Raw genomic sequence first — 24,793 nt, 5'->3', positions numbered from 1 at the left:
TTACTGAGTATATTATTACTTTTAAACCCCATAAATTCAAATGCAGCCCAATTTATACTGCACCAAAATACTTTTTTAAAACACTTTAAAACCATGATCCTGATTCAAGTGTTTTCCGACATGAATTAAGTTGCATTGCATAAAATTGTGAACGCGCTTTCACTTTACGTGCAACTGGTATTAACCATGCCTTTTTCAAATAAGTTTTGCGTTGATAACCACCTATACCTTCATGATAAGCCAAATAAAGTGAATAAGCATCTGTTCTTGGGATTCTTGCTCTTTTATTCGCTTCATTTGCGTACCAACCAATAAAATCTACACCATCAGTAAAATCATTGCGTGAGGCAAACCATCCACCACAACTTTGTTTATAGTGGTTCCATGTGCCATGCAATGCTTGGGTATATCCATAAGCTGATGAAGGTCTTTTCCATGGAATAATACAAAAAAGTTTCTGCCGTGGTGGCCGTGCATGCGCATTAAATTTTGATTCTTGATGGATAATTGCCATTTGCACTGGAACAGGAACTCTCCATCGGCGCTCAACATCCTTGGCATCTTTATACCATTTGGGGTATTGTCTAAATATATTACAAAGATTATTTACATCCGCAGGAGGATGGCTAACACAAGCAGTAAGAAATAAAGCAAATAATAAAAAAAAGACTATTCGTAACTTCTTAAAAATGTGTACTAAAGCGTCCATGAGCAACCAAATATTAAAAAATATACATTTTACCAAATTTGATAATTACAATCTACGCTTGAATTATAGTCATGATGAACTCAAGATATGCTGTTATCCTAAAAAATCAGGGGCTGCTTACACTTCTACTATCTTGCCATCGTATGCGCAACAGAACAGCAAACCATTTTGGCTCAATCTAGCAAGCTGTAAACAATCCCTACTATTTCCTCGCTTACCCCCGTGCTAAGATATGAGCTCATTTATGATAACTAAGCTAAACCAATGACCATTCTTGTATTCGATATAGAAACAATCCCTGATATTGAAGCAGGCCGTGCTTTATATGATTTACACGGTTTGTCTGATAAAGACACTGCAGAAGCAATGTTTGCATTGCGTCGAGCTAAAGTTGGCAATGACTTTTTGCCCCATTATTTACAAAAAATCTGTGCAATTTCCCTAGTTATGAGCCATGGCTCACAAATAAAGGTTTGGTCCTTAGGTGATGAATCCTCTGATGAAAAGGAATTAATAACACGTTTTTTTGCTGGAATTGATAAACATACCCCTACCCTGGTGAGCTGGAATGGCAGCGGGTTTGATTTACCTGTTTTGCACTATCGCTCTTTACTGCATGGCATCACAGCACCTACTTATTGGGAAACAGGAGAAAATCAACAAAATTTTCGTTGGAACAATTACCTAAGCAGGTTTCATTATCGACATCTTGATCTCATGGATGTGATTGCTGGATATCAAAACAAAGCATTTGCTCCATTGGATGAAATATCCAGTATGCTCGGGTTTCCTGGGAAAATGGGTATGAGTGGTTCTAAAGTATGGGAACAGCATTTATTAGGGCAAATAAAAAGTATTCGCGATTATTGTGAAACAGATGTGCTCAACACCTATTGTGTTTATTTGCGATTTGAGCTTATGCGTGGTGTACTTCAACATGATGAATATCTGCGTTTATTGGAGTTGCTAAAAACTTATTTAAGTACGGAGCACGAGAAAAAACACCTGCAAGAATTCTTGAGACATATGGCATAAGGCAATTTTGTAACACTTGCAGCATAAGTCGGGCCTTAGCCGAAACAATCAAGATTACTCTCCAAAACAATTCGTTGTTTTGTTAGGATTGTCGGGCCAAGACCCGACCTACGCTGCCCCCTGACTACAACTAGATCGTAAAAGGTCGATGACCGTCAAACGATGCCGCCAACTTATCTGCATCAATAAGAGCAAGTGCATCCCGATATTCTTCGCTTTCTAAGTGCTCTAAAGTTTTTGCATAACGCTCTGCACCTAATTTTATGTACGCTTCCTTACTCACCGATTTTGCTTCATTTGCCAATTGAGTCCATGACCAAAGTGTTATCCACCACTCAACAGCCGGTTTATAAGCAGTAAACCATGCTAGTATCGAATTTGTAGGCTCTTTGCCGAAGTATTCTGTTAAATAAGCCAACTCTTGCTCTTTACTCAGTTTTCCCTCTATCGCAAAATAAACAAGGTCCCACATAAAATCATTATTACTTGAGTACTCCCAATCAATTTGATAGAACACTTCCTGTTTCTTTTTCCCTACAACCGCCATCATATAGTTTAACGGTGTAGAATCATTATGACATGGACTCACCTCCACCTGATAAGAGGCAAATAATTTCTTCAACGCAAGCATCTGCTCTGCTATAAAGCCTGTTTTCTCAGGAAAAACAAAACTTTTACCTTTTAGCCGAGCCAATAACTGTTCATTGCGTTCGAAAACAGCCGTGTCATTGTCAAAGCGCTCTGATGTATGCAGTGTTTTTGCCATTTGTGCGAGAATTTTTAATATGTCGACTCGTTGTAACATTTCTTTATCTAAACTCTGCACGCCCTCTATAAATTGAGTCAATTGCAATCCATCAGGAGCAAAGTATTCGATGGGAACATTAAGTCCCAAAACCGATGCTTTATGGGCATTTTCTGCTTCATCCAAACGTGATACCGAAAATGATGAAACTTCCCCAGGAATTCGTAATACCCAGCGCTTGGGTTTACTACGTTCTATAAGATCTTGATTAACCCCAGGAACTTTTACAAGTGATTTAGACCTATCAGGCTCAATTTGCACTCTGTAAACAGTATTTGTCATTCCACCTGACATTAATTTTAATCTCAGCACATCCAATCCGACTTTTGCAAGCAATGGAATACGATGAATTGTTGGTAATAAGTTCGTATATTTCTGAGTTAATTCAGTCATCTCTTTCCATTTATGACTAACCAGTGATGCATTGAACTGCGACTTAGGATCGAGTAGACTAAGAATGTAGATCATTAAATGTTCATTAACTCTAGGATTGCCGCTTTTTTCACCAAAAAAATACCATTTCATAAGATTGTTTCGCAAAAATTGAACATCAAAAGAGTATATAAAATTTAGTCACTGCATTACAAGACAGTACATTTGAAGAAAAAATTAATCAATAAGGGCTTGCTATGACCGAACCCCTGATCCCTATAACCAAAAAACAGGCGTTGATATTTACCTGTTTTTTTGTCATGTATGAGTTTCTAACTTATATAGCCAATGACATGATCATGCCTGGGATGATCCATGTAGTTCGATCATTTAATGCACCTGAATCAGTAGTGGCTACATCTTTGAGTGTTTACATTCTTGGAGGCGCAAGTTTACAAATTTTCTTAGGCCCCATATCTGACAGTTATGGGCGCAGACCAATGATGCTTCTAGGTGCATTTCTATTTTTTATTTTTACTCTATTTATTGCTAGCTCTAATTCAATGAATCAGTTTTTGATCGCACGTTTTTTTCAAGGCATGGGATTATGTTTTATTGGCGTAATCGGCTATGCCACAATTCAGGAAATTTTTGAAGAAATGGATGCCATTCGTTTGATATCCATTATGGCAAACGTTGCAATTCTTGCTCCTTTATTAGGTCCTCTAGCTGGCGCTATAGTAATTCATTATACCTCGTGGCGTTATATCTTCGTGACCATTGCACTAGGTGCCCTCATTACCTTATGGGGATTATGGAGATACATGCCCGAACCTATTGGTCAAACAAAGAGAAATGGAGAAGTCACACCAAAAACAAAATTTTCAGCAAATAAAGTATTGCGAAACTACAAAGATTTGTTTACTAATAAAGCATTTTGTTTTGGGACATTAGCCGCAGGCACCGTTGGCATCCCATGTATTGCTTGGATTGCCTTAGCTCCTATTATTTTGATTGTTGAGGCAAAACTCACAGTGATTCAATATGGTCTTTGGCAGCTCCCTGTGTTTGGGGCAACCATTTTGGGTAACTGGTTTTTACACAAATTAACATATAAGTACAAAATTAAACAAATCATCTACCTAGGCTGCATTATTATGGTTATGGGAGCAATTCTCACCTCCTTGCTGCCCTATCTCTATGGTAATGCCTACTATTATTTGCTCCCGGGAATGATCATTTACTTTTTTGCACTCAGTGTGATTAATGCTCCTTTAAATAGATATTGCCTTTTTGTAACCCCTGTGAGTAAAGGCACTGCATCTGCGTTGGTTAGCCTGTGCGTGATGGTTGTGGGTGCAATAGGAACAGAGATCGCTAATTTATTCTATAAAAATCACAGTAATCTACACTTTGGACTTTATTGTAACGTAATCCAATTAATATTCTTGATATGTATAGCTTTAACTTTTTTACCTCAAAAAAATACAATCGCAGAGGAAGACAAAGTAGATACGTCATCCTGAGTGTAGGAGGAATCACTAGCATGTGCCATGAGCATTAATGATAAAATATGATGCATAAACGTAAATGCCTTAGGATGACGGAACGCTTACGTCATTTTGCTTGGATTTGAAGAATGATTGAGAGGTTCACCTCTTCAATTGAAAAGGTGAACTTTAAAACAGAATTAATCCTTTTGACGTGCCGGATGAGATTCTTTCAACAGGAAACTTGCAATCAGCAAACTGGCTAAAAAGCATATTGGCATTACCATCAAGGCAATCTGATAGCTTTGAATACTGTATACGTGCACCCCATTCACCAAATGCCATGAATTGGTATGTTGCAATATATAACCAACTAACGGCTGAAATATTGCCCCACCTATTAATACAGAAAGATTATTAAAACCAGAGGCGGTACCAACGAGCTCGGGTGGATTATTTTCTTTAACCACTGCAAAGCTAACTGTTTGTCCACCGGCTCCTAAACCTAATACAAACAATGTAAAGGGTGCCCATCCATAAGTTAATCCTGGCCAGTACAATAGAACTAAGGTTGAACATAAGCCTAAAACTGCACTGATAATCAGAGCGACACGACGGCTCTTAATTTTATCACTAAGCCATCCCAATAAAGGACTACCCACCCCGATTCCAATCCAAATCATACTGCATAGTCCTGAAGCAGCGACCACGCTGATCTGGAATTTTTCCTGTAAATAAGGCACACCCCAAAGTGCCGCAAAAACTGCAATTGGTGTCCATATCGCAAAAGCATAACCGCCAATTATCCAGGTATAACCATGTTTGCATACAGCAACAAGTCGTTTCCATTCATCACGTAGGTAATGTTCTGGTGCTGTTTGATTTTGCTGATGCGGATAATCTCGAATATACATCCAGAAAAATGCAGCCAAAATAAAGCCGATAACTGCTAAAATAAAGCTTGCATTCCTCCAGCCAACACCTTGGATGAGGAAAGCCAAAGGCATTTCCCCAAACATAGCACCTACTGAGCTCATCAATTGAGCAACACCTGCTAAAATAGCGAAATAATGAGGAGGAAACCATCGTGATAAAAGAACTAATACTCCAATAAAAGAAAATGCGGAGCCAATTCCAATAAGGAATCTACCAATACACGCAGTAAACACACTATCCGTTGATGCAAAAAATGCAGAGCCTAGAGCACATAAGATAATTGCAAAAGTCATTAATTTACGGGGACCATAGCGATCGTACAATACTCCTGCGGGCAATTGAGTTGGTGCATAGGCATAAAAATAAAAAGCGGAGATAAACCCAAACCCTTCACCTGTAACCCCGAACGTTTTCATCATGGGCTCAGCCATAACACTAGGGGCCACTTGTAGAATAAATTCATATAAATAAAATGATGCTGCCAGGAAAAATATAAAATAAGCAGTCACGAGGCTCGTACCTACTTCTTGAGGTGTTTTTTTAATATAATTTGCGCTCAACTTAAGTTCACTCCGTTTGAAATTCCACATTTAAGCTTATACATATTTATTTTGTCAATATGATCTTAATACAGAACAGTGTGTTAGATTAATTTGACAAAGGAATTCTCTGCCTAACCTCTCGGAAAGGGGATTAGATCTTTGTCACTGGATAAATAGCACCCAAAATTGCGGGTTGTTGAGATCCAGTAATCGTACTTAAATCTACTGGAACTTGGTTTATCGTTTGTGCAGCCAGCCAGGCAAACATCATCGCTTCTAAATAATCAGGACTAATACCCACTTCAGCGATGCTTTTTACACTGATTTTGGTCAGTAATTCCCTAAGCATATGCAAAAGCGCGAGGTTATGGGTTCCTCCACCGCACAAGTATATTGTTTCAACCTGTTGTCGTTCGTTTAAGATGGTATTCGCAATAGTTTGGGCAGTAAATGCAAGCAGTGTTTTTTGTACATCTACCGCTTTATATTCTTCTTTTAGATAGTCTTCTAGCCATAATAAAGAGAAATATTCTTTTCCAATGCTTTTGGGCACTGCGGATGTAATAAACGAATCGGATAGTAATGCATCCAGAAGAGGAACAATAATCTTACCTTGCTGCGCCCATGCCCCACCAGCATCATAATCATCGCCCTGCTGTTTCATGATCCAGGCATCCATTAAGCAATTTCCAGGTCCTATATCCCAACCTCTAATTGGTTCATTTGCATTAATAAACGTAACATTACTAATACCACCAACATTCACTACAGCTATATGGTGATTTCCGTCATTAAATAACTTCCGATGATAAATTGGCGCAAAAGGAGCCCCTTGTCCGCCCAGAACTAGATCACGCGTCCTAAAGTCTGCAACAACCGTAATCCCTGTTAATGTTGAAATAGTATGAGCACATCCTAGCTGTAGCGTATATGGAATATCGCAACTTGTATTATGACACACTGTTTGACCATGACTGCCGATAGCAGAAATATCACTGGCTGATAATTTTGCTTTCTCCAATAATTCATTTACTACATAAGCAAATTCTCTTCCAATTAATGTATTAAGTTGACACATAGAAGCCAAACTAACACCGTCCCCCTTAAGCAACCTATCCATACGTGCTTTCACTTCATCACTGTACTTATTAGTGATCCCATAAAGCAGTGTATTTTTTGACACATCAACCAGCGCAGCATCAATACCATCCATGCTTGTCCCAGACATTAAGCCTATGTACAAAGTCATTATTTTGATCCCCAATTGAAAACATTAAAGACAGATAACTGGCCGCGATGTAGCCAGGCTACATATCGATATACCTACAATTTGAAACAAGTATAAAAGTTATTCGTAGTAATTTCAGCTATTTCTTCATAGGATATGCCACGAAGTTCAGCTATGGCTTCTGCCACATGTTTTACTAGCGCGGGATGATTTTGTTTGCCACGATAAGGTACCGGCGCTAAATAAGGTGAGTCCGTTTCAATGAGTATTCGATCCAGAGGTATTTTCCGGGCTACATCTTGAAGTGCCGTTGCATTTTTAAAAGTAACAATTCCCGAAAATGAAATATAAAAATTCAAATCCATGGCCTGATGTGCAATCTCTAAACTTTCAGCAAAGCAATGCATTACACCACCAATTTGTTGTGCGTGCTCTTCTGCCATTAAGCGTATTGTATCCTCTGCTGCCTGACGTGTATGAATAATCAATGGTTTTGCAGACTTTAGCGCCGCTTTTATATGCTCTTTAAATCGACTACGTTGCACTTCTCGTGCCTCATCGGTATGGGTTCGATAATAATCCAATCCTGTTTCACCTATTGCAATACATGCTGGATTCTCTGCCAATTCACACAGTATTTTTGACGTAATTGGAACATCCATTTCTGTATTAGGATGAATACCTACCGAAATACTAATATTAGAGTATTCTAAAGCAAGTTTTTCTAATTGGGGGTAATCATTTAATTCGACACAAACGCATAAAAAATGCTGCACATCATTCGCTTTTGCTTGTGCCAAAACATTGGCCATGTCGTTATTAAAATCAGTCAGATCGAGAAAGTTTAAATGACAATGCGAATCAACTAACATAGATGGCCTCTTAAATTGTATCTGTAATTTGGGAGGATTTTAACATGCCAGCTAAATAGGTCTCTATTTTATTACATAAATAGCGGCTGTTTTCACCGATAAATTGCACTCCTATTCCTGGTACTTTATTTCCCTGTGCGCCATTAGGTGTAATCCAGATTACTTTACCATCGACAACATAGAATTCATCTTCATCCATTAATTTGATCAGTAGTTTAACATCCGAGCCAAATGGATAATTTGTTTTAGTGCGGACAAACAAGCCTCCTCCTTTGACAAAAGGCATATACGCGGCATAAAGAGCTGACTCAGTCAGAAATGAGCAATTGATTTGTTGTATTGTATCCATCATATATTTTCCTTAAACATTCTGGACTTCATAAAACCAAAGCATTCTACATGTCGCTTGATTATGAGAAAGCGCTCAGCCCCTAGATTCACTGCATATTGTTAACAATAAGTCTTCCAGTGCCAAAGTTTGATTTACACTCATATTATGGCTTAATTTTCGTCGTAATGTATTTATTTTATCAATTTGAGAAAAAATCATTATGGGATTTAATAAAGACATTAAACAATGCAACTGCGGTACAATTGAGTCAAGATCGGCCGGCTTATTGATTTGCATCATGTGTATTTGTGCATAAACTAAATACAGAAACCAAAGTAATGTCCCTAAATCAAACTGGCTCCATTGGCCAGCAATACTACTTGGATGCGCTTTTTGCTCTATTACCGCTATTAAACCATCTAAAATAAATTCTGACTGTTTTATAATCATTGCTTGTTCAGACTCTTCTGGATAGGACTCAGCCAATCGCAGATAATTAATCGCCGTCGTCTCGTTGTATGACACAAAACGTACTATTTGGCATCGGCTTAAGACTGTAGGCAATAAAGTACTTAGTTGCTGTGCCAAAAGCAAAAATATTGTCTGTGGTGGAGGTTCTTCCAAAATTTTTAATAATGAGTTAGCAGCAGAGGTATTCATTCGCTCAGCAGACTCAATAACAATCAAACGATATTTAGTGCGCTGGGGTGTTAAATAAGCATCATTTTGTAATTCTCGTATCTGATCAATCTTAATTGCACCGCCACTTTTTTCAGGCTTAACCCACGTCACATCTGGATGCTCGCCGCGTACAACCATTTGGCAATCAGCACAGGCAAAACAGGGTTTCGAATGAAGCCCATTGTCTTCATTTTTACAGAAAACCAGCTGAGTTAATTTATTTACCAAGGCCATAAAAGAAGAGTCAAACGAGCCAACAAATAACATAGATTGTGAAATACGATTATTGACCCATGCAGATTGTAGCTGATTCCATTGTGTTTGATATGTGTTTTCTTGCTCCGATGATGAACATCTAGATAGGTCATTCAAATGGCTCATCATTGATGCCCAATAAATTCGTTCATTGTACATTGAATTGCTTGTTGCACTTCATTTAAAGAGCCTCGTGCATCAATAGTTACTGCATTTGGATCCGCTTGAACATGATGTATGTAGCGTTCATGGACACGATGAAAAAAATCAATTGATTGTTGTTCAATCCTATCAAACTCTCCTCTGGACTTAACACGCAGCATTCCTTCTTCGGGACTAATATCCAAATATAAAGTCAAATTCGGTTTAAATCCCCTAAGCGCAAAAGAAGATAACTGATGGATAATCTCTTGGTCCAATCCTCGTCCTCCACCTTGATATGCCATAGTTGAAAGTTCGAAACGGTCTGCAATAACCCAAATTCCTTGAGCTAAAGCAGGCTTAATAACCTCTTCAATAAGCTGAATTCTCGCGGTATAAAGCAATAATAATTCACTGCGGTCATCTAAAACTTCTCGATATTTAGGATTTTTAATCAGATCACGCAAAATCTCCCCTATTATTGTGCCACCTGGCTCTCGAGTGGTTAGGGTCTGGATTTGTCTTTTTTCGAGAAGTTCGGTCACTGTATTTATTGCAGTAGATTTACCAGCACCTTCTAATCCTTCAATAACAATTAACTTCCCAGCTAAAGATGACATTAGAGATCCTTGCGTTTATATTGATTAATTGCTTGTTTTTGTTGTTGATACGTTTCAGAAAATTGATGTGTACCATCTCCTTTCGCAACGAAATATAGGTAGTTGGAAAGTTGAGGATGGGCTGCAGCATCCAAAGCTTCTTTACCAACCATAGCAATAGGCGTTGGTGGCAAACCTCTATAATGATAGGAATTATAGGGTGAATCAATCAGCATATCATTATGAGATAGCTTTCCTTTATATGCAGAACCCAAGCCATAAATGACAGTAGGATCCATTTGCAACGGCATTTTTTTATTCAATCGATTAACCATTACACCAGAAATTAACTTACGTTCTTGTGGAATAGCTGTTTCTTTTTCAATAATTGAAGCAGCTGTAAGTAATTCATAGGGGGTTTTATAGGGTAAATTGGGCGCTCTATTAGTCCAACTCTGATTCAAATAGTCAATTAAATTACGATGGGCGTGTTCTAATAAATTCGCGCCGCTACTTCCACCACGATATTGATAAGTATCAGCAAGCAATAATCCTTCAGCATTAGTATGATTGTCCTTAATTGAACTCCAATCTTCGGGACGATAATTTAAATATGCCGCTTTTGCCAAATCCTGAGAAATTTTTTGTTGGGTAGTACCAGCAATAATTGTAAAATTTTGAGTTAAGACATCTCCTGCCACAACTCGATGTACAAACTGCATTGCAGTTTCACCCGGCATGATTTGGTATACACCCGCCTTGAGTTGGGATGACAAACCAGAAGAACGAATCATAATGAGCAATGCGGAACTAGAATGGATTAGATTTTTTTCTTTCAGCGTTTTTACAAATTGTGATGCTGTAGCAGTTCGGTCAAGTGTGATAATCACTGGTGAGCCTTCTTTGGGAATAAGAGGCTTTGCTAACTGAATATAAGTACTAAAAAAGAAAAGAACAAAAGACATAAAAAACAGTATTAGTACATAAACTATCAGTTTTTTATGTCTTGGAAATGTCATTTAGATCCGCTTAAATAACAAGCTACCATTTGTTCCACCAAAACCAAGTGAATTGCTCAGAACATAATTAATAGCTCTTTTTTGAGGTGTATATGGTACATAATTCAAATCACATCCTTCATCAGGATTATCCAAATTAATAGTTGGAGGAGCAATTTGATCTCTGAGTGCTAAAACACTAAATATTGCCTCAACAGCACCAGCAGCACCTAATAAATGACCTGTCATTGATTTTGTAGAACTTACAGCCAAATCATAAGCATGTTGTTTAAACACACGTTTAATGGCTTTTGTTTCATTCAAATCATTAAGATAAGTAGAAGTACCATGCGCATTGATATAATCAACTTGCTCTGGGTCAATGCTTGCATCATGTATGGCCGCTTCCATCGCACGAGCAGCACCATCTGCATCATCATCAGGAGCAGTTATATGGAAAGCATCACCCGACATGCCAAAACCTACAAGTTCGGCATAAATTTTCGCGCCACGGGCTTTAGCGTGTTCATACTCTTCTAAAATAAGAATACCAGCACCCTCACCCATAACAAAACCATCTCTATCTTTATCAAAAGGTCTTGATGCCTTTTCAGGCTCATCGTTACGCTTAGATAAAGAACGCACAGCAGAAAATCCTGCTAAACATAGTGGGGTTAAGGTCATTTCAGCCCCACCACATACCATAACATCAGCATCACCATAAGCAATCATTCGCCCAGCAAGCCCAATATTATGCGTACCCGTAGTACACGCAGTAACAACGGAAATATTAGGCCCTTTGAGCTGATGTCTTATTGAAATCTGCCCAGCAACCATATTAATGATGCCTGCTGGGATAAAAAATGGAGAAACCTTTCGAGGTCCACCTGCCACCAGCTTGTCTTGATTATTGGTAATTGTTTGGATGCCGCCGATACCTGCACCAACAGCTACACCTATACGATTTGATAGATTCGCATCAATCTTCAAACCTGAATCCAGCATTGCTTCATCTGCTGCCGCAACACCATACTGGGTAAACACATCCATTTTCCGAGCATCTTTAAGCGGGACATAGTTCTCAATATTAAAATTCTTAACCTTAGCCCAGATTCGAGTACTGTATTCATTGGCATCGAACTCATCTGCCAAAACAACACCACTTACACCAGCTAATATATTCTGCCAAGTTTCTTCTACATTAAGCCCAACAGGGGTAATCATCCCCATGCCAGTAATTACTACACGCCGCTTATTCAATGAAGGCTCCTCGTAAAACAACGCCCATCCATCTCCCGCATACGCAGGAGAGGAAGAGACAAAAGCAAATGATTATGCTTCTTCTTTATTTAAATTAGATTCAATATAATCAATCGCTTCTTGAATCGTGGTGATTTTTTCAGCTTTTTCATCAGGAATTTCTGTTTCAAATTCTTCTTCGAGAGCCATAACTAATTCCACAGTATCTAAAGAATCTGCACCTAAATCATCAACAAATGATGCATCGTTCTTTAACTCTTCTTCTTTAACGCCTAACTGCTCAACAACAATTTTGCGAACACGCTCTTCAACTGTACTCATAACTTGATTTTCCTCTTTCGGTTGATAGAAATTTAAAAAAATTCCAGATTATTTAACATACAACTTCCACTTAACTTTGATTGCTTAACCGTAGTTAGGTCACTCCATTCGCTTCAAATAGCTAACCGGATAAACATCCATTTAGCCATCATTTTCAACCCAATCAATCACTTAACTTAGAAGCAATTCAAACACCAAACAACCAAAGTTAAATGGAAGTGGTATAGTTTATTCATTTATACAGATAACGCAAGTGCATTTAATCCATATACATGCCGCCATTGACATGAATTGTTTCACCAGTGATATATTTAGCGCTTTCTGATGCTAAAAAAGCTACTGCTTCAGCTATATCACTAGGCTCTCCCAGCTTTCGCATAGGAATTCTTTTTAACATTTCGTCCTTTACCATATCAGGTAAAGCTGCAGTCATGTCGGTATCAATGAAACCAGGTGCAACAACATTAACGGTAATCCCCCGGCTTCCAACTTCTTGCGCCAAGGACTTACTAAAACCAACAATACCGGCTTTTGCTGCAGTATAGTTTACCTGCCCTGAATTCCCACTTGAACCAACTACTGACCCAATAGAAATAATTCGTCCCCATCGTGCTCTAAACATGGGTTTTATACAAATTTTAGACATTTTGTATATTGAATTCAAATTTGTTTCAATAACTTTATACCATTCGTCATCATCCATACGCAGCAGTAAATTATCTGATGTGATCCCTGCATTATTGACTAATATTGAAGGAGATTGATTCTCTTGAGTTAATTCGCCAATTACTTTTTCTATTTGCGCTGAATTAGTAACATCCAGAACAAGTCCCTTGCCAGATAATTTTTCTTGCTCAAAATAAGCATTTATTGATTGAGCACCTTGCTCTGTAGTAGCTGTACCAAAAACAAAAGCACCTTGTTGCGCTAATTTAAGAGCTATAGCCTGACCTATTCCTCGGCTTGCCCCTGTTACTAAGGCAACTTTTCCTTCTAGACTTGTCATTTATTTTCCTCTATAGAAGATGTTTATTTCTTATAGACTGAGCACAGTTCAGATTGAATATACGCGTTATGCCCGCCCTATATCAAAGCGTCAATCAATACACTCAGACTATGCAAATTGCTCTTCAAGCTGTTCTAAACTAATAGTATCGTAAACACTAAGAGTATTTAAGCTTCTATCAATTCTTTTAACTAATCCGTTCAGTACTTTTCCTGGCCCACACTCTAGAACAAGCTCAACACCACTGTTTTTAAAGAGCTGAATCGTTTCGACCCAACGCACAGGGCTGTATAGCTGCTCTTTTAATTGTTTGCGAATATGTTGTGCCGAATTATAAATACTTAAATCTACGTTACTTACAACATCTGTTTTTGTAGTATTGAATTCAATTTTAGCGAGATACTCAGCAAAAGACTCCGCAGCCTCAGACAATAAAGGACAATGACAAGGAACACTTACCGGAATCACTTTAGCAAGTCGTGCACCAGCATCTTCAGCCAAGCCAATTATTCGAGTAACCGCCGGAGTATGCCCTGCTACAACAACTTGGCCAATCGCATTATAATTTGCTGGAGTGACTACCTCGTTTTCTTGGCTGGCTTGCTCGCATAAAGCTTTTACTTGCTCATCGGTTAAACCAACGATTGCCGCCATAGCACCCAAGCCTAGAGGGACAGCATTTTGCATTACTTGTCCTCTACGTGCTACCAAACATGCAGCATCAAACAATGATAATGCATCAGCACAAACCAGGGCAGCATATTCACCAAGACTATGGCCTGCCATAATCATAGGTTGAACAACACCATGTTGCATCAATACTCTATACACAGCAACATCAGCCGTAAGCATTGCAACTTGTGTATGCTCCGTTTGATTTAGCTTATCTTCAGGCCCTTGTTGCACAAGCTTCCATAGATCGTAACCTACTGCTTCAGATGCTTCTGCAAACGCCTTAACAACAACAGGGTACTGCAACTCAAAATCAGCTAACATACCCACTGATTGTGAACCTTGCCCAGGAAATACAAATGCTGCTTTTACCATCTTAAAAATAGCTCCGAACTAAAAGTTTAATGCAAAAAAATGACTCATTTAATTAATAGCGAATTACCATTGCTCCCCAAGTCATTCCACCACCAAACGACTCAATCAATAATAACTCATCTCTTTTAATCTGATTGGTTCGAATAGAATGATCCAGGGCCAAAGGAATAGACGCAGCCGAAGTATTACCTTGGCTACCAATAGTAACAACTACTTGTGACATAGGAAGGTCAAGTTTTTTAGCGATTGCTTGAATGATACGCATATTTGCTTGATGAGGAATCAGCCATTGAATATCTGATTTTTTCAAATGACTGGCTTCTAAAACTTCATCAACAACATCACCCATAATTTTAACAGCAATTTTAAAAACCTCGTTACCACGCATACTAATCGTAGCACGTTGATGATCAAATGTTGCGTTACTCAGGTTTAGTAATTTTTCTGCATCGTAAGAGGAGTGTAACACACTACCCATGATGCCTTGCTTGTCGCTAACACTCAAAACCACTGCCCCTGCACCATCGCCAAATAGAACACACGTTGCACGGTCAGTCCAATCTACGGCTCTGGACATGCTTTCACTACCAATAACAAGAATATGTTTGGCTGCCCCAGATGTAATATACTGTTTTGCAATATCCATGACATATACAAAACCACTGCATGCAGCACCAACATCAAAAGCAGGTATCGGACGCTTAATCTTTAAAGCATGTTGCACATAGCAAGCAACTCCTGGGAAAAAATGATCTGGCGTACAGGTGGCAACTAATATTAAATCAATTTCATCAGCATCCAAACCTGAAGCATTTAATGCCTGTTCAGCTGCTTTGGAAGCCATATATGAAGTAGTTTCATAAGGTTGTGCAATACTACGACTGCTGATCCCAGTTCTAGAGACAATCCACTCATCACTAGTTTCCAGCATTGATTCAAGTTCAAGGTTTGTAAGTTGTTTTTCAGGAATATAACTTCCAGTACCACTTATTACAGCATTTTTCATAACAGCAATCCCTGATTTATAAAATCATTTATTTGGGCACGCACTAGATCAACCACGTTATTTTCAGCTTCAAGAGCTGCCTGCTCAATAGCGTGTTGAAATCCTAACTCATTAGCACCACCATGGCTTTTAACAACAATACCATTTAATCCGAGCATACTTGCGCCGTTATAACGCGAAGGATCAAAGCGTTTCTTAAGGTGTCTTAATGCTGGACGTGCAATTAAAGCAGAAAGTTTGGTATACCAATTCTTGCTAAATGACTCCATGAGTAAACTCACAAAAAACTTTGCAAGGCCTTCACTCGCCTTTAAAGCAACATTACCCACAAAACCATCGCAGACAACCAAGTCTACTTCTCCAGTATAAAAATGATCACCTTCTACATAGCCCACATAGTTCATAACATCGCATTCAGCGAGCATGTGTGCCGTACGTTTTACCTGATCATTTCCCTTCATTTCTTCCACGCCAATATTTAATAAGGCAATTTTAGGCTTGGGTTTATTTGCTACTGCTTGCACTAATGCGGATCCCATAACTGCAAACTGAAATAAATGTTCTGCACATGAATCAACATTAGCCCCCAAATCGATAACCCATGTTCGACCACGCATGGTTGGCAATTCAGAAACAATTGCGGGCCTATCAATTCCGGGTAAAGTTTTTAAAACATAGCGCGCGGTAGCCATAAGAGCGCCAGTATTCCCAGCACTCACACAAGCCTGTGCCGTTCCCTCTTTCACCAAATTAATGGCTACACGCATAGAAGAATTTTTTTTATTGCGCAAAGCATGTGAAGGCAATTCATCCATAGCCACCACTTCAGAAGCATGCACTATAGAAAATTGATTTGAAGAAGCCATATCATGCTTTTTTAAAAAAGCATGAATCTTATCCTGAACTCCAACAAGAATGAGTTTCAAATTAGGATTATTATTTGCTGCGCGAATACAGGCAGGAACCACGACACTTAAGCCATGATCCCCACCCATCGCATCAATGGCAATGGTGATATTTTTCAAGAAAATTACTCTTTTTCTTCGTAAACAGTATCAGTATCAATAACTTTTTTACCACGGTAATAACCATCTTCAGTCATATGATGACGACGATGTGTTTCACCAGTAGTAGAATCTACAGAAAGTGTCGGCTTTGTTAAAGCATCGTGTGAACGACGCATATCACGACGTGAGCGTGATTTTTTATTTTGTTGTACGGCCATTGTATTACTCCTAAACAAATTGCATTCATAAAGCGGGAATATTAGTGTTAATTAGATAAAATTTCAATAAAATTCATTTTTTCCCGCTAAAATTTGGTTTATTTCACTGCTGCAATCATTAATTTCAGGATGAAACTGTGGCGCGTAGAGGTGTAACTCATCAATTAAAATGTCTTCCAAACTCACTTGCAAATTCTCAGAAACAATACATTCATAATGTTCTAGTATCTGCTCTGCCCTCTCATCGTTACGACATACAGCAATTACAGTCATATTATCGTATGGAAAATTAAATTCGTCTAGACAACGCTGGCATTGAAGAGGTAGATCCCCCTTAACATGAAGGTTAATCAGATAAAAATCTTCTTTTGCTTCAACATGATAAGTCACCTCAAGTGGACAGGAAGTAGTAATATAATTTGGCAAACGTTCACTAAGCATTACTGTCTTAGTTTGCTGGCCGTGTTTAACCATTTCTTGTAAATGCAGCATTATTATCGTATCCTAAAGGGTTATATTTTTATATAAATTATCAGAGTCGTAGTCTAAATGCATCGAAGTAAAACCTAAGGTTTAATCAAGACTTATGGATTCCCCAAGTTTTGCTTTGCTACATTCAAGCTACGATTTTTGAAAATTAGAATTTTAAGCGGTATCTCAATTTTATGAAAGCTAAAGTTATTGTTGGAATGTCTGGAGGTGTTGATTCCTCCGTTGCAGCCTGGTTATTGCAAGAAGCAGGCTATCAAGTTGAAGGCTTGTTCATGAAGAACTGGGAACAAGATGATCAAGATGGATTCTGTCCCGCAGCGCAAGATCTTGCTGATGCTCAAGCTGTGTGTAATCAATTGCGTATTCCGCTGCATACAGTTAATTTTTCCGAAGAATATTGGCAAAGAGTGTTCACGCATTTTTTAAATGAATATGAAAAAGGACGAACACCTAATCCTGATGTGTTATGTAATAAAGAAATCAAATTTAACGCTTTTTTAAATCATGCGTTAACACTTGGTGCGGATTACATTGCAACAGGACATTATGCTAAAAATAAAATTGAGGGTGATATCGGGTTTTTATATAAAGCAAAAGACCGTGATAAAGATCAAACCTATTTTTTGCATGCAGTAGCCCCTAAAGCCTTGGCCAAAACGTTGTTTCCTATCGGAGATTACACGAAACCAGAAATTAGAGAGTTTGCTAAAAAACTGGGTTTAGTAACCCAAGCCAAAAAAGACTCAACTGGCATATGTTTTATTGGTGAAAAAAGGTTTAAATCTTTCTTGCAAGAATTTATTTTAGCGCGACCAGGTGAAATAAAAAGCACGGATGGCAAAACCCTAGGAAAACATGATGGCTTAATGTTTTATACCTTAGGCCAACGACAAGGACTGGGAATTGGTGGCTTACAAAATTCGACAGATGATCCTTGGTATGTGGTCGATAAAGAAGTAGCTACAAATACTTTGTATGTTGCTCAAGGCAGCCAACATCCCAGGCTATATGCACAAGGCCTGATATGTGGTCCAATCCATTGGTTAGCTGATTGCCAGGATAAATTACCGCTTACCTGTTATGCTAAAACACGATATAGACAGGCAGAACAAGGCTGCATGATTTCGCCTCAAAATGAAGACCAGCATTATGTCATGTTTTCAAACCCGCAAAGAGCAGTTACTCCAGGACAATACGTGGTTTTTTATGATAAAAACCAGTGCCTGGGTGGCGCTACTATTGAACAAATTATTAGATAATTACGTTATAATTGTATTACCCTAGAAAAAAACAGTTAAGACCTACTTATTTTTCTAGGATTAAACAACCGGAGTTAAAATGGCTGCTATTAATATATCCCCTACTACCAGTGACATCCGCTTTTCTGTAAGCGCAGCAGACAAAGTAGCTGAGTTAATAAAAGAAGAAGATAATTTAAATTTAAATCTACGCGTCTCAATTACAGGCGGAGGCTGCTCAGGATTTCAGTATGGATTTAGTTTTGATGAAGAAATCAATGAAGATGATACCGTAGTGATTCAACAATGCTCAGATGGTGTATCCTCAGTTAAACTTCTCGTTGATTCAATGAGTTATCAATACCTGCATGATGCTGAAATTGATTATGTTCAAGGCATACAAGGCGAACAGTTTGTTATTCGTAATCCAAATGCAAAAACTACTTGTGGATGTGGCTCATCATTTAGCATTGATGATGAAGATGATTATTAAAATAATTTTCATTAAAATTTGTACTTCCACATCAACCTGAGCATAGCCCGGGATGATGTGGTTAAAATCAGTAAGGTTTAACAACAACCTTTGTTCCTATTCTGATAAAATTCTTACTTAACCAATAAGCATCACTTGGATGCACTCGTATACAACCATGGCTCGCATTATAATTTGGCACTTCATAAGAACCATGTACCGCATAATATTTGGTAAAAAACATACAATAAGGCATTGGCGAGCCCCCCCTACCTACAGGATAACGAGAGGATTTACAACCTGCTCCTCCTTTACTCCAAACAGTAAAAACGCCAATTGGAGTTTTGCATCCTCGATGTATGTCTGGACAATATCGTCTGCCTCCAGATCCTTTTCCAGTACGTACTACTTTTCCATTTGAATCAATAGCTTTCCACGTCAGCGTATTTGGGTTGAAAACAAACGTATTCGCTAAAGCAGAGGAAGAACAGAAAAGAAAAAGGAATAAGGGAACGAATAAAAAATAAACTAATGGTGATAAAATAGAACTTTGTTTTTCCATAATAATTCCTAAATATTTATCCATCGTCATTTTCATTTTAGTTTATTTTTTAATCAAAACAAATTATTTTTAAGCAATTTAGCAATATATGTTCTACTATTTCAATGAGGTGATTATAAAAGGTATTCAATCATGACTAAAAAATTGCATGCAGCTTTATATGTGTTTTTAGGATGTACACTTATTTCTTTCACTGCAAATGCTGAAGATAAATCAACTAGTACTAGCACTACAAGCCCCAATGCTAAAAGTACTAGTAATACCGGTGCTGCACCTGGAAGCTCGGAAATATCGAAAGATAGTTGGCTAAAATCAGTGACACCATTATTGCCCGATCTTATATGTAAAGGATTCGAAAATGACCCTCAGTTAAAAAAACGACTTGATGACATCAAAATGAGCTATGACCAGTGCGTCGCAGCAATTCCTGATAGTGTCAGTAAGTGCCAACAACAACTGTATGGCAGTATTCCTGATAAAATCAATGACGACAGTGCAGCTGTTTGGGGAAAATCACTAGGTGAATGTATTGGTAAAGATTTTGCAATAAAATACCTAATTCCTAAAAGTTAGATCTAAATAGTATTGGGAAGAAATGAGTTTGAATTGAGTGTGAAATCTAACTTAATAAAATCAATTCTCTTCCCAATGATTCACTCCCGATTTCTTACTCAGAAATCCCACAAAATCTTGATGCAATTCAATCTCTTCGGTATTTGCCGGTAAAACTATAGGATTTATCAAATTAAGTGCTGCCACCTCTTGTACTTTGGTCTTAGTATGAATTGATGTTTCTTCAACCTCAGCAAATAAACTGGTTTGACCACCGGTCATAGCCAAATAAACATAAGCAAGAATCTCAGCATCAAGCAAAGCGCCATGCAAGTCCCGATTGAAATGATCTATTCCAAATCGTTTACATAAGGCATCTAAACTGTTTCGCTGTCCAGGATATTTATCGCGGGCTAAAACTAAAGTATCAATAATAGTACAAAAATTTTCTAATTTTTTGTTCCATTGAATCAGTTTTAGTTCGGAATTTAAAAAGCCTACGTCAAACGGGGCATTGTGAATGATTAACTCTGCACCAACAATAAACTCCCAAAACTCCTCCGCTTTGTCTTCAAATAATGGTTTGTCCTGTAAAAATTCATTACTAATTCCATGGACACGAAAAGCGCCCTCATCAACCTGACGTTGTGGGTTAAGGTACACATGAAAATGCTTCCCTGTTAATTTTCTATCAAATAGTTCCACACAACCAATTTCGATAACACGATGTCCATGTTCGTGTCCAATACCTGTAGTTTCCGTATCCAAAACAATTTGTCGCATTATTTACTCACTTAACTCTTCAATTCCTTGGTTTGCCAAAGCATCAACCAAATCATTTTCTGTGTGCCCCGAATGCCCTTTGACCCAGTGCCATTTTATTTGATGACGAGAAGCTAATTCATCTAATAATTTCCATAGATCTGCATTTTTTACAGGTTCCTTTTTTGAGTTACGCCAGCCGTTTATTTTCCAATTGGCTAACCAATCTGTCATCCCTTGCCTCAAATATTGGGAATCAGTATATAAATTAACGGTACAAGGACGTGTTAAGGCTTCAAGGCCTTTAATAGCTGCCATAAGCTCCATACGATTATTAGTGGTATGAGCTTCTCCGCCATATAATTTTTTTTCTTGTCCCTTGTAGCGAAGCAATACCCCCCAACCTCCAGGGCCTGGATTTCCTTTACATGCACCATCGGTATAAATTTCAATAGTCACTTTATTCCCTAATTTTTATCCCATAAATGGAAAAATGGAGTGATAAACTCTTCATTCAGAATTTTTTGTTTGACTACGGCAATATCAGGTGCAAAAAAGCGGTCAGTGTCATAAGGTGCTACATAAGAACGTAATCGTTTGTAAGCATCTTCTAATAATGCTGATGATTTTAAAGGCTTATGAAATTCGAGTCCCTGGCACGCAGCCAATAACTCAATAGCTAAAATAGTTGCTGTATTATCGTTCATAGCATGTAATCTACGTGCTGCACTGGTCGCCATAGACACATGATCTTCCTGATTTGCAGATGTTGGAAGACTATCAACAGAATGAGGATGTGCAAAGGCTTTATTTTCGCTGGCGCAAGCAGCGGCAGTAACATGAGCAATCATGAATCCTGAATTCAATCCACTTTCTTTAATCAAAAATGCGGGCAAGCTACTAAAACTTTTATCAATTAATAATGCAATACGCCGTTCCGATCCTGCCCCTATTTCAGCAATTGCTAAAGAAAGGTTATCTGCGGCCATAGCAACCATTTCCCCATGGAAATTACCGCCTGAAATTATCTGTTCTTGTTCACTAAAAACAAGTGGGTTATCAGAGACTGCATTAACTTCTACCTGTAAGGTTTCTCTTACAAAGCGGATTTGATGCAATATTGCACCCATAATTTGAGGTTGGCATCTTAAGGAATATGGATCCTGAACTCGAGCACAATCAAGATGAGCTGCACGAATCTCACTTCCAGCCAATAGCTTTCGGTAGCATGTTGCTACATCTTGCTGAGCCTGATAGCCACGCGCCTTTTGAATACGTTCATCAAATGGAACATCACTCCCATTTGCCGCATCAACAGATAAAGCCCCTGCAATAAGAGCGGTTTCAAACAAGCTTTCTGAAGTAAACAAAGCATTTAAGGCAATTGCCGTTGACACTTGCAAACCATTTAAAAGTGCCAGTCCTTCTTTTGCTTCCAATTCAATAGGTTTTAAACCTGCAATCTTCAGCCCCAGTATGGCAGGAATGATTTCCCCTTGATAGCGCACATCGCCAACACCTAATAAAGGTAAAGCCATATGAGCTAAAGGAGCTAAATCACCAGAAGCACCTACAGAACCTTTAGAAGGAATACAAGGATAAACTTTATGGTTATATAAGGAAATCAAAGCTTCGATAAGCTCTAAGCGCACTCCAGAATATCCTTGCGCTAAGTTATTTATTTTAAGGAGTACAATTAATCCAACGATTTCATCTGAGAGCAATTCGCCTGTCCCACAAGCATGAGAAAGAACAATATTGCGCTGTAATTGTTTCAAATTTTCTACTGAAATCGTCTGATTCGCTAATGATCCAAAACCTGTATTGATGCCATACACCGTTTTTTTATTATGAATTATTTTTTTAACTGTTTGATGTGACGCCTCAATCCGTTCATATGCCTCTTTAGCAAGAACACAATGTAATTGCTTTGCAAAAATCTGTTTGATTGAATGCAAGCTCAACTCACCCGGTTGAAGAATAAAAGACTCTTGCACTACCTACCTCCTTAAAATAGATTGGGTCTTACCCAACATGAGATCACAATTTAATAATCATTTTACTGTACTTAAAACCCCTAACGAAAATTTAGACTAAGCTTCCATAGGTAACCAAAGTGCATTTTCTTTAGCACATTTTTTTGCAAGTTCATAACCTGCATCTGCATGACGCATAACCCCAGTAGCAGGATCGTTATGCAGCACTCTTGCCAAACGCTGTGCAGCCTTTTCTGTCCCATCAGCAACGATCACTACACCGGCATGCTGAGAAAATCCCATGCCTACACCACCACCATGATGAATACTAACCCAGGTTGCACCACTCGCGCAGTTTAATAAAGCGTTGAGTAAAGGCCAATCAGATACTGCATCACTACCATCCATCATCCCCTCAGTTTCACGATTAGGACTGGCAACAGAGCCTGAATCTAAATGATCACGACCTATCACTATAGGTGCTTTTACAGCGCCGGTGCGAACCATTTCATTAAAAGCTAATGCCAAACGCGCTCGATCCTTCAATCCAACCCAACAGATCCGCGCAGGCAGACCCTGGAATGCAATTTTTTCTTTCGCCATATCCAACCAATGATGCAAATGCTTATTATCAGGAATAAGTTTTTTAACCATTTCATCCGTAGCATAAATATCTTCCGGGTCCCCAGATAATGCAACCCATCTAAAAGGCCCTATTCCTTCGCAAAATAAAGGACGTATGTATGCAGGCACAAACCCTTCAAATTGAAACGCATTCTTTTCACCAGCCTCAAAAGCCATTTGTCTTATATTATTACCGTAATCAAAAACAGGAATGCCTCTTTTTTGGAATTCAAGCATTGCATGTACTTGTTCTGCCATAGATTTTTTCGCTGCGGCAACCACTTCATCTGGTGCCGTTTTTCGCATTTTTTCTGCGTGTTCCAAGGTCCAGCCTGCTGGAAGATAACCATTTAAAGGATCATGGGCACTGGTTTGATCAGTGACCAAGGCAGGAGCAGCCCCCAGTTTTACTAACTGAGGAAAAATTTCTGCAGCATTTCCTAAAATAGCAACAGATATTGGGCTTTTTTTCTGACAGGATTCATTAATCCACTTTAAAGCCTCTTCTAAATCCGTTGTATAACGATCTAGATATCTGGTTTTAATACGTTTTTCTATTCGTGAACGATCACATTCAACAGCTAAAATACTGGCTCCAGCCATAGTTCCAGCTAAGGTTTGAGCACCACCCATACCACCTAGCCCACCGGTTAGGATCCAACGTCCTTCGAGATTTCCCGCATAGTGTTTACGAGCTGCCGCAACAAAAGTTTCATACGTTCCTTGCACAATGCCCTGCGAGCCAATGTAAATCCAGCTCCCAGCAGTCATCTGCCCGTACATCATTAAACCTTTTTTATCTAATTCATTAAAATGTTCCCAGGTAGCCCAACGAGGTACCAAATTGGAATTAGCAATAAGTACTCGGGGAGCATCTTCATGAGTTGTAAAAACGCCCACAGGTTTTCCCGATTGAATCAATAAGGTTTGCTGATCATTTAAGGTTTTGAGCACTTCTACAATTCTATTGAAACAATCCCAGTTACGTGCGGCTTTTCCTAAGCCTCCATAAACAATTAGAGAATCAGGGTTTTCTGCCACATCTGGGTCGAGATTATTGCACAACATGCGAAGTGCCGCCTCAGTAAGCCAACTTTTGGCTTGTTTTTCTGTGCCCTGATTTGCTTTAATGATTCGATTCGTCGTGTATTCTTCCATTAAGAATGCTCCGTAATGAACTAAAAATAGAAGCATCATACACCAGAGCTATTTCAGCGCATAGATACAATTTGAGTATTAGAAATTTAGGATGAATC

At 38.6% G+C, this 24,793-nt stretch carries 27 protein-coding genes; 5 read left to right on the top strand and 22 right to left on the bottom strand.

Translation table 11 applies throughout. From position 1 onward, the window contains the following. Positions 1-85: 85 nt before the first annotated feature. Positions 86-709: a transglycosylase SLT domain-containing protein gene (locus BGO44_RS07335; RefSeq protein ID WP_273200989.1), complete on the bottom strand. Its 624-nt coding sequence runs from the start codon at positions 707-709 to the stop codon at positions 86-88. 264 nt (positions 710-973) lie between these two features. Here BGO44_RS07335 and BGO44_RS07330 point away from each other — a divergent pair, with 264 nt between their 5' ends. Then, entirely contained in the window at positions 974-1,744 is a 771-nt protein-coding gene (locus BGO44_RS07330; protein WP_273200987.1) for a 3'-5' exonuclease, read from the top strand. Between the two features lie 130 nt (positions 1,745-1,874). Here BGO44_RS07330 and BGO44_RS07325 read toward each other — a convergent pair whose 3' ends face one another. Then, positions 1,875-3,074 carry a phosphotransferase family protein gene (locus tag BGO44_RS07325; protein ID WP_273200985.1) on the bottom strand — a complete coding sequence of 400 codons (1,200 nt, stop codon included), beginning with the start codon at positions 3,072-3,074 and terminating at the stop codon, positions 1,875-1,877. Positions 3,075-3,178: 104 nt separating this feature from the next. On the opposite strand from BGO44_RS07325, the gene BGO44_RS07320 reads away from it, so the two are divergent. Beyond that, on the top strand, positions 3,179-4,447 hold the full coding sequence (locus BGO44_RS07320) for an MFS transporter (RefSeq protein ID WP_058510194.1): 1,269 nt from the start codon (positions 3,179-3,181) through the stop codon (positions 4,445-4,447). A gap of 164 nt (positions 4,448-4,611) precedes the next feature. Here BGO44_RS07320 and BGO44_RS07315 read toward each other — a convergent pair whose 3' ends face one another. From BGO44_RS07315 to BGO44_RS07245, 15 genes are all read right to left on the bottom strand, one after another. Beyond that, the gene (locus BGO44_RS07315; RefSeq protein ID WP_058511666.1) at positions 4,612-5,907 is read right to left on the bottom strand and encodes an MFS transporter; all 1,296 of its coding nucleotides are present in this window, start codon (positions 5,905-5,907) and stop codon (positions 4,612-4,614) included. Positions 5,908-6,040: 133 nt separating this feature from the next. Next, positions 6,041-7,138, bottom strand: coding sequence for an anhydro-N-acetylmuramic acid kinase (locus BGO44_RS07310; RefSeq protein WP_273200983.1), 1,098 nt, complete (start codon positions 7,136-7,138; stop codon positions 6,041-6,043). Between the two features lie 74 nt (positions 7,139-7,212). Continuing rightward, positions 7,213-7,989: a TatD family hydrolase gene (locus BGO44_RS07305; RefSeq protein WP_058510192.1), complete on the bottom strand. Its 777-nt coding sequence runs from the start codon at positions 7,987-7,989 to the stop codon at positions 7,213-7,215. Between the two features lie 10 nt (positions 7,990-7,999). After that, positions 8,000-8,338, bottom strand: a complete 339-nt coding sequence (locus BGO44_RS07300) for a PilZ domain-containing protein (protein ID WP_273200995.1) — start codon at positions 8,336-8,338, stop codon at positions 8,000-8,002. 75 nt (positions 8,339-8,413) lie between these two features. After that, a complete protein-coding gene (locus BGO44_RS07295) occupies positions 8,414-9,415 on the bottom strand; it encodes a DNA polymerase III subunit delta' (protein ID WP_273200980.1) in 1,002 nt (333 codons plus the stop codon). Then, the gene (tmk, locus tag BGO44_RS07290) at positions 9,382-10,017 is read right to left on the bottom strand and encodes a dTMP kinase (protein ID WP_273200978.1); all 636 of its coding nucleotides are present in this window, start codon (positions 10,015-10,017) and stop codon (positions 9,382-9,384) included. The genes BGO44_RS07295 and tmk overlap by 34 nt, the downstream gene beginning before the upstream one ends. After that, positions 10,017-11,015, bottom strand: a complete 999-nt coding sequence (gene mltG / locus BGO44_RS07285) for an endolytic transglycosylase MltG (protein WP_058510189.1) — start codon at positions 11,013-11,015, stop codon at positions 10,017-10,019. Before mltG ends, tmk begins: the two co-directional genes overlap by 1 nt. After that, positions 11,016-12,254 (bottom strand): beta-ketoacyl-ACP synthase II, encoded by a 1,239-nt coding sequence (gene fabF, locus BGO44_RS07280; protein ID WP_058510188.1) that lies wholly within the window; start codon positions 12,252-12,254, stop codon positions 11,016-11,018. 72 nt (positions 12,255-12,326) lie between these two features. After that, positions 12,327-12,575, bottom strand: a complete 249-nt coding sequence (gene acpP, locus BGO44_RS07275) for an acyl carrier protein (protein WP_003631752.1) — start codon at positions 12,573-12,575, stop codon at positions 12,327-12,329. 259 nt (positions 12,576-12,834) lie between these two features. Further along, positions 12,835-13,581 carry a 3-oxoacyl-ACP reductase FabG gene (gene fabG, locus BGO44_RS07270; protein ID WP_058510187.1) on the bottom strand — a complete coding sequence of 249 codons (747 nt, stop codon included), beginning with the start codon at positions 13,579-13,581 and terminating at the stop codon, positions 12,835-12,837. A 108-nt stretch (positions 13,582-13,689) separates the two neighbouring features. Then, positions 13,690-14,628 carry an ACP S-malonyltransferase gene (fabD, locus tag BGO44_RS07265; RefSeq protein ID WP_273200638.1) on the bottom strand — a complete coding sequence of 313 codons (939 nt, stop codon included), beginning with the start codon at positions 14,626-14,628 and terminating at the stop codon, positions 13,690-13,692. A 52-nt stretch (positions 14,629-14,680) separates the two neighbouring features. Beyond that, positions 14,681-15,634 carry a beta-ketoacyl-ACP synthase III gene (locus BGO44_RS07260; RefSeq protein ID WP_273200636.1) on the bottom strand — a complete coding sequence of 318 codons (954 nt, stop codon included), beginning with the start codon at positions 15,632-15,634 and terminating at the stop codon, positions 14,681-14,683. Continuing rightward, entirely contained in the window at positions 15,631-16,659 is a 1,029-nt protein-coding gene (gene plsX, locus BGO44_RS07255) for a phosphate acyltransferase PlsX (RefSeq protein ID WP_058510184.1), read from the bottom strand. Before plsX ends, BGO44_RS07260 begins: the two co-directional genes overlap by 4 nt. A gap of 5 nt (positions 16,660-16,664) precedes the next feature. After that, positions 16,665-16,859 carry a 50S ribosomal protein L32 gene (rpmF, locus tag BGO44_RS07250; protein ID WP_058510183.1) on the bottom strand — a complete coding sequence of 65 codons (195 nt, stop codon included), beginning with the start codon at positions 16,857-16,859 and terminating at the stop codon, positions 16,665-16,667. A gap of 63 nt (positions 16,860-16,922) precedes the next feature. Then, positions 16,923-17,351, bottom strand: a complete 429-nt coding sequence (locus tag BGO44_RS07245) for a YceD family protein (protein ID WP_058510182.1) — start codon at positions 17,349-17,351, stop codon at positions 16,923-16,925. A gap of 173 nt (positions 17,352-17,524) precedes the next feature. On the opposite strand from BGO44_RS07245, the gene mnmA reads away from it, so the two are divergent. Together mnmA and erpA are read left to right on the top strand one after the other, a co-directional pair. Then, positions 17,525-18,610 (top strand): tRNA 2-thiouridine(34) synthase MnmA, encoded by a 1,086-nt coding sequence (gene mnmA, locus BGO44_RS07240; protein WP_273200634.1) that lies wholly within the window; start codon positions 17,525-17,527, stop codon positions 18,608-18,610. A gap of 79 nt (positions 18,611-18,689) precedes the next feature. Beyond that, the gene (gene erpA / locus BGO44_RS07235; RefSeq protein ID WP_058510180.1) at positions 18,690-19,082 is read left to right on the top strand and encodes an iron-sulfur cluster insertion protein ErpA; all 393 of its coding nucleotides are present in this window, start codon (positions 18,690-18,692) and stop codon (positions 19,080-19,082) included. A gap of 67 nt (positions 19,083-19,149) precedes the next feature. On the opposite strand, the gene BGO44_RS07230 is transcribed toward erpA, so the two are convergent. Beyond that, the gene (locus BGO44_RS07230; protein WP_058511664.1) at positions 19,150-19,623 is read right to left on the bottom strand and encodes a L,D-transpeptidase; all 474 of its coding nucleotides are present in this window, start codon (positions 19,621-19,623) and stop codon (positions 19,150-19,152) included. Positions 19,624-19,755: 132 nt separating this feature from the next. Between BGO44_RS07230 and BGO44_RS07225 the strand changes: the two genes are divergently transcribed. Next, positions 19,756-20,196 carry a hypothetical protein gene (locus BGO44_RS07225; RefSeq protein ID WP_058510179.1) on the top strand — a complete coding sequence of 147 codons (441 nt, stop codon included), beginning with the start codon at positions 19,756-19,758 and terminating at the stop codon, positions 20,194-20,196. A 60-nt stretch (positions 20,197-20,256) separates the two neighbouring features. On the opposite strand, the gene dnaQ is transcribed toward BGO44_RS07225, so the two are convergent. From dnaQ to hutU, 4 genes are all read right to left on the bottom strand, one after another. Beyond that, positions 20,257-20,958: a DNA polymerase III subunit epsilon gene (gene dnaQ, locus BGO44_RS07220; RefSeq protein ID WP_273200630.1), complete on the bottom strand. Its 702-nt coding sequence runs from the start codon at positions 20,956-20,958 to the stop codon at positions 20,257-20,259. Positions 20,959-20,961: 3 nt separating this feature from the next. After that, positions 20,962-21,396 carry a ribonuclease HI gene (gene rnhA, locus BGO44_RS07215; protein ID WP_058510177.1) on the bottom strand — a complete coding sequence of 145 codons (435 nt, stop codon included), beginning with the start codon at positions 21,394-21,396 and terminating at the stop codon, positions 20,962-20,964. An 8-nt stretch (positions 21,397-21,404) separates the two neighbouring features. After that, complete coding sequence (gene hutH / locus BGO44_RS07210; protein WP_273200628.1) at positions 21,405-22,934, bottom strand: histidine ammonia-lyase; 1,530 nt, start codon at positions 22,932-22,934, stop codon at positions 21,405-21,407. Positions 22,935-23,030: 96 nt separating this feature from the next. Continuing rightward, the gene (gene hutU / locus BGO44_RS07205) at positions 23,031-24,695 is read right to left on the bottom strand and encodes a urocanate hydratase (protein WP_273200626.1); all 1,665 of its coding nucleotides are present in this window, start codon (positions 24,693-24,695) and stop codon (positions 23,031-23,033) included. Between the last annotated feature and the right edge of the window lie 98 nt (positions 24,696-24,793).

Origin of the sequence: Legionella sp. 39-23 (genome assembly GCF_001897665.1) — a bacterium.
Taxonomy (GTDB): Bacteria; Pseudomonadota; Gammaproteobacteria; order Legionellales; family Legionellaceae; genus Legionella; species Legionella steelei.
Note: the sequence above shows the minus strand (reverse complement) of the source record. Positions and strands in the feature narration are given on the sequence as shown.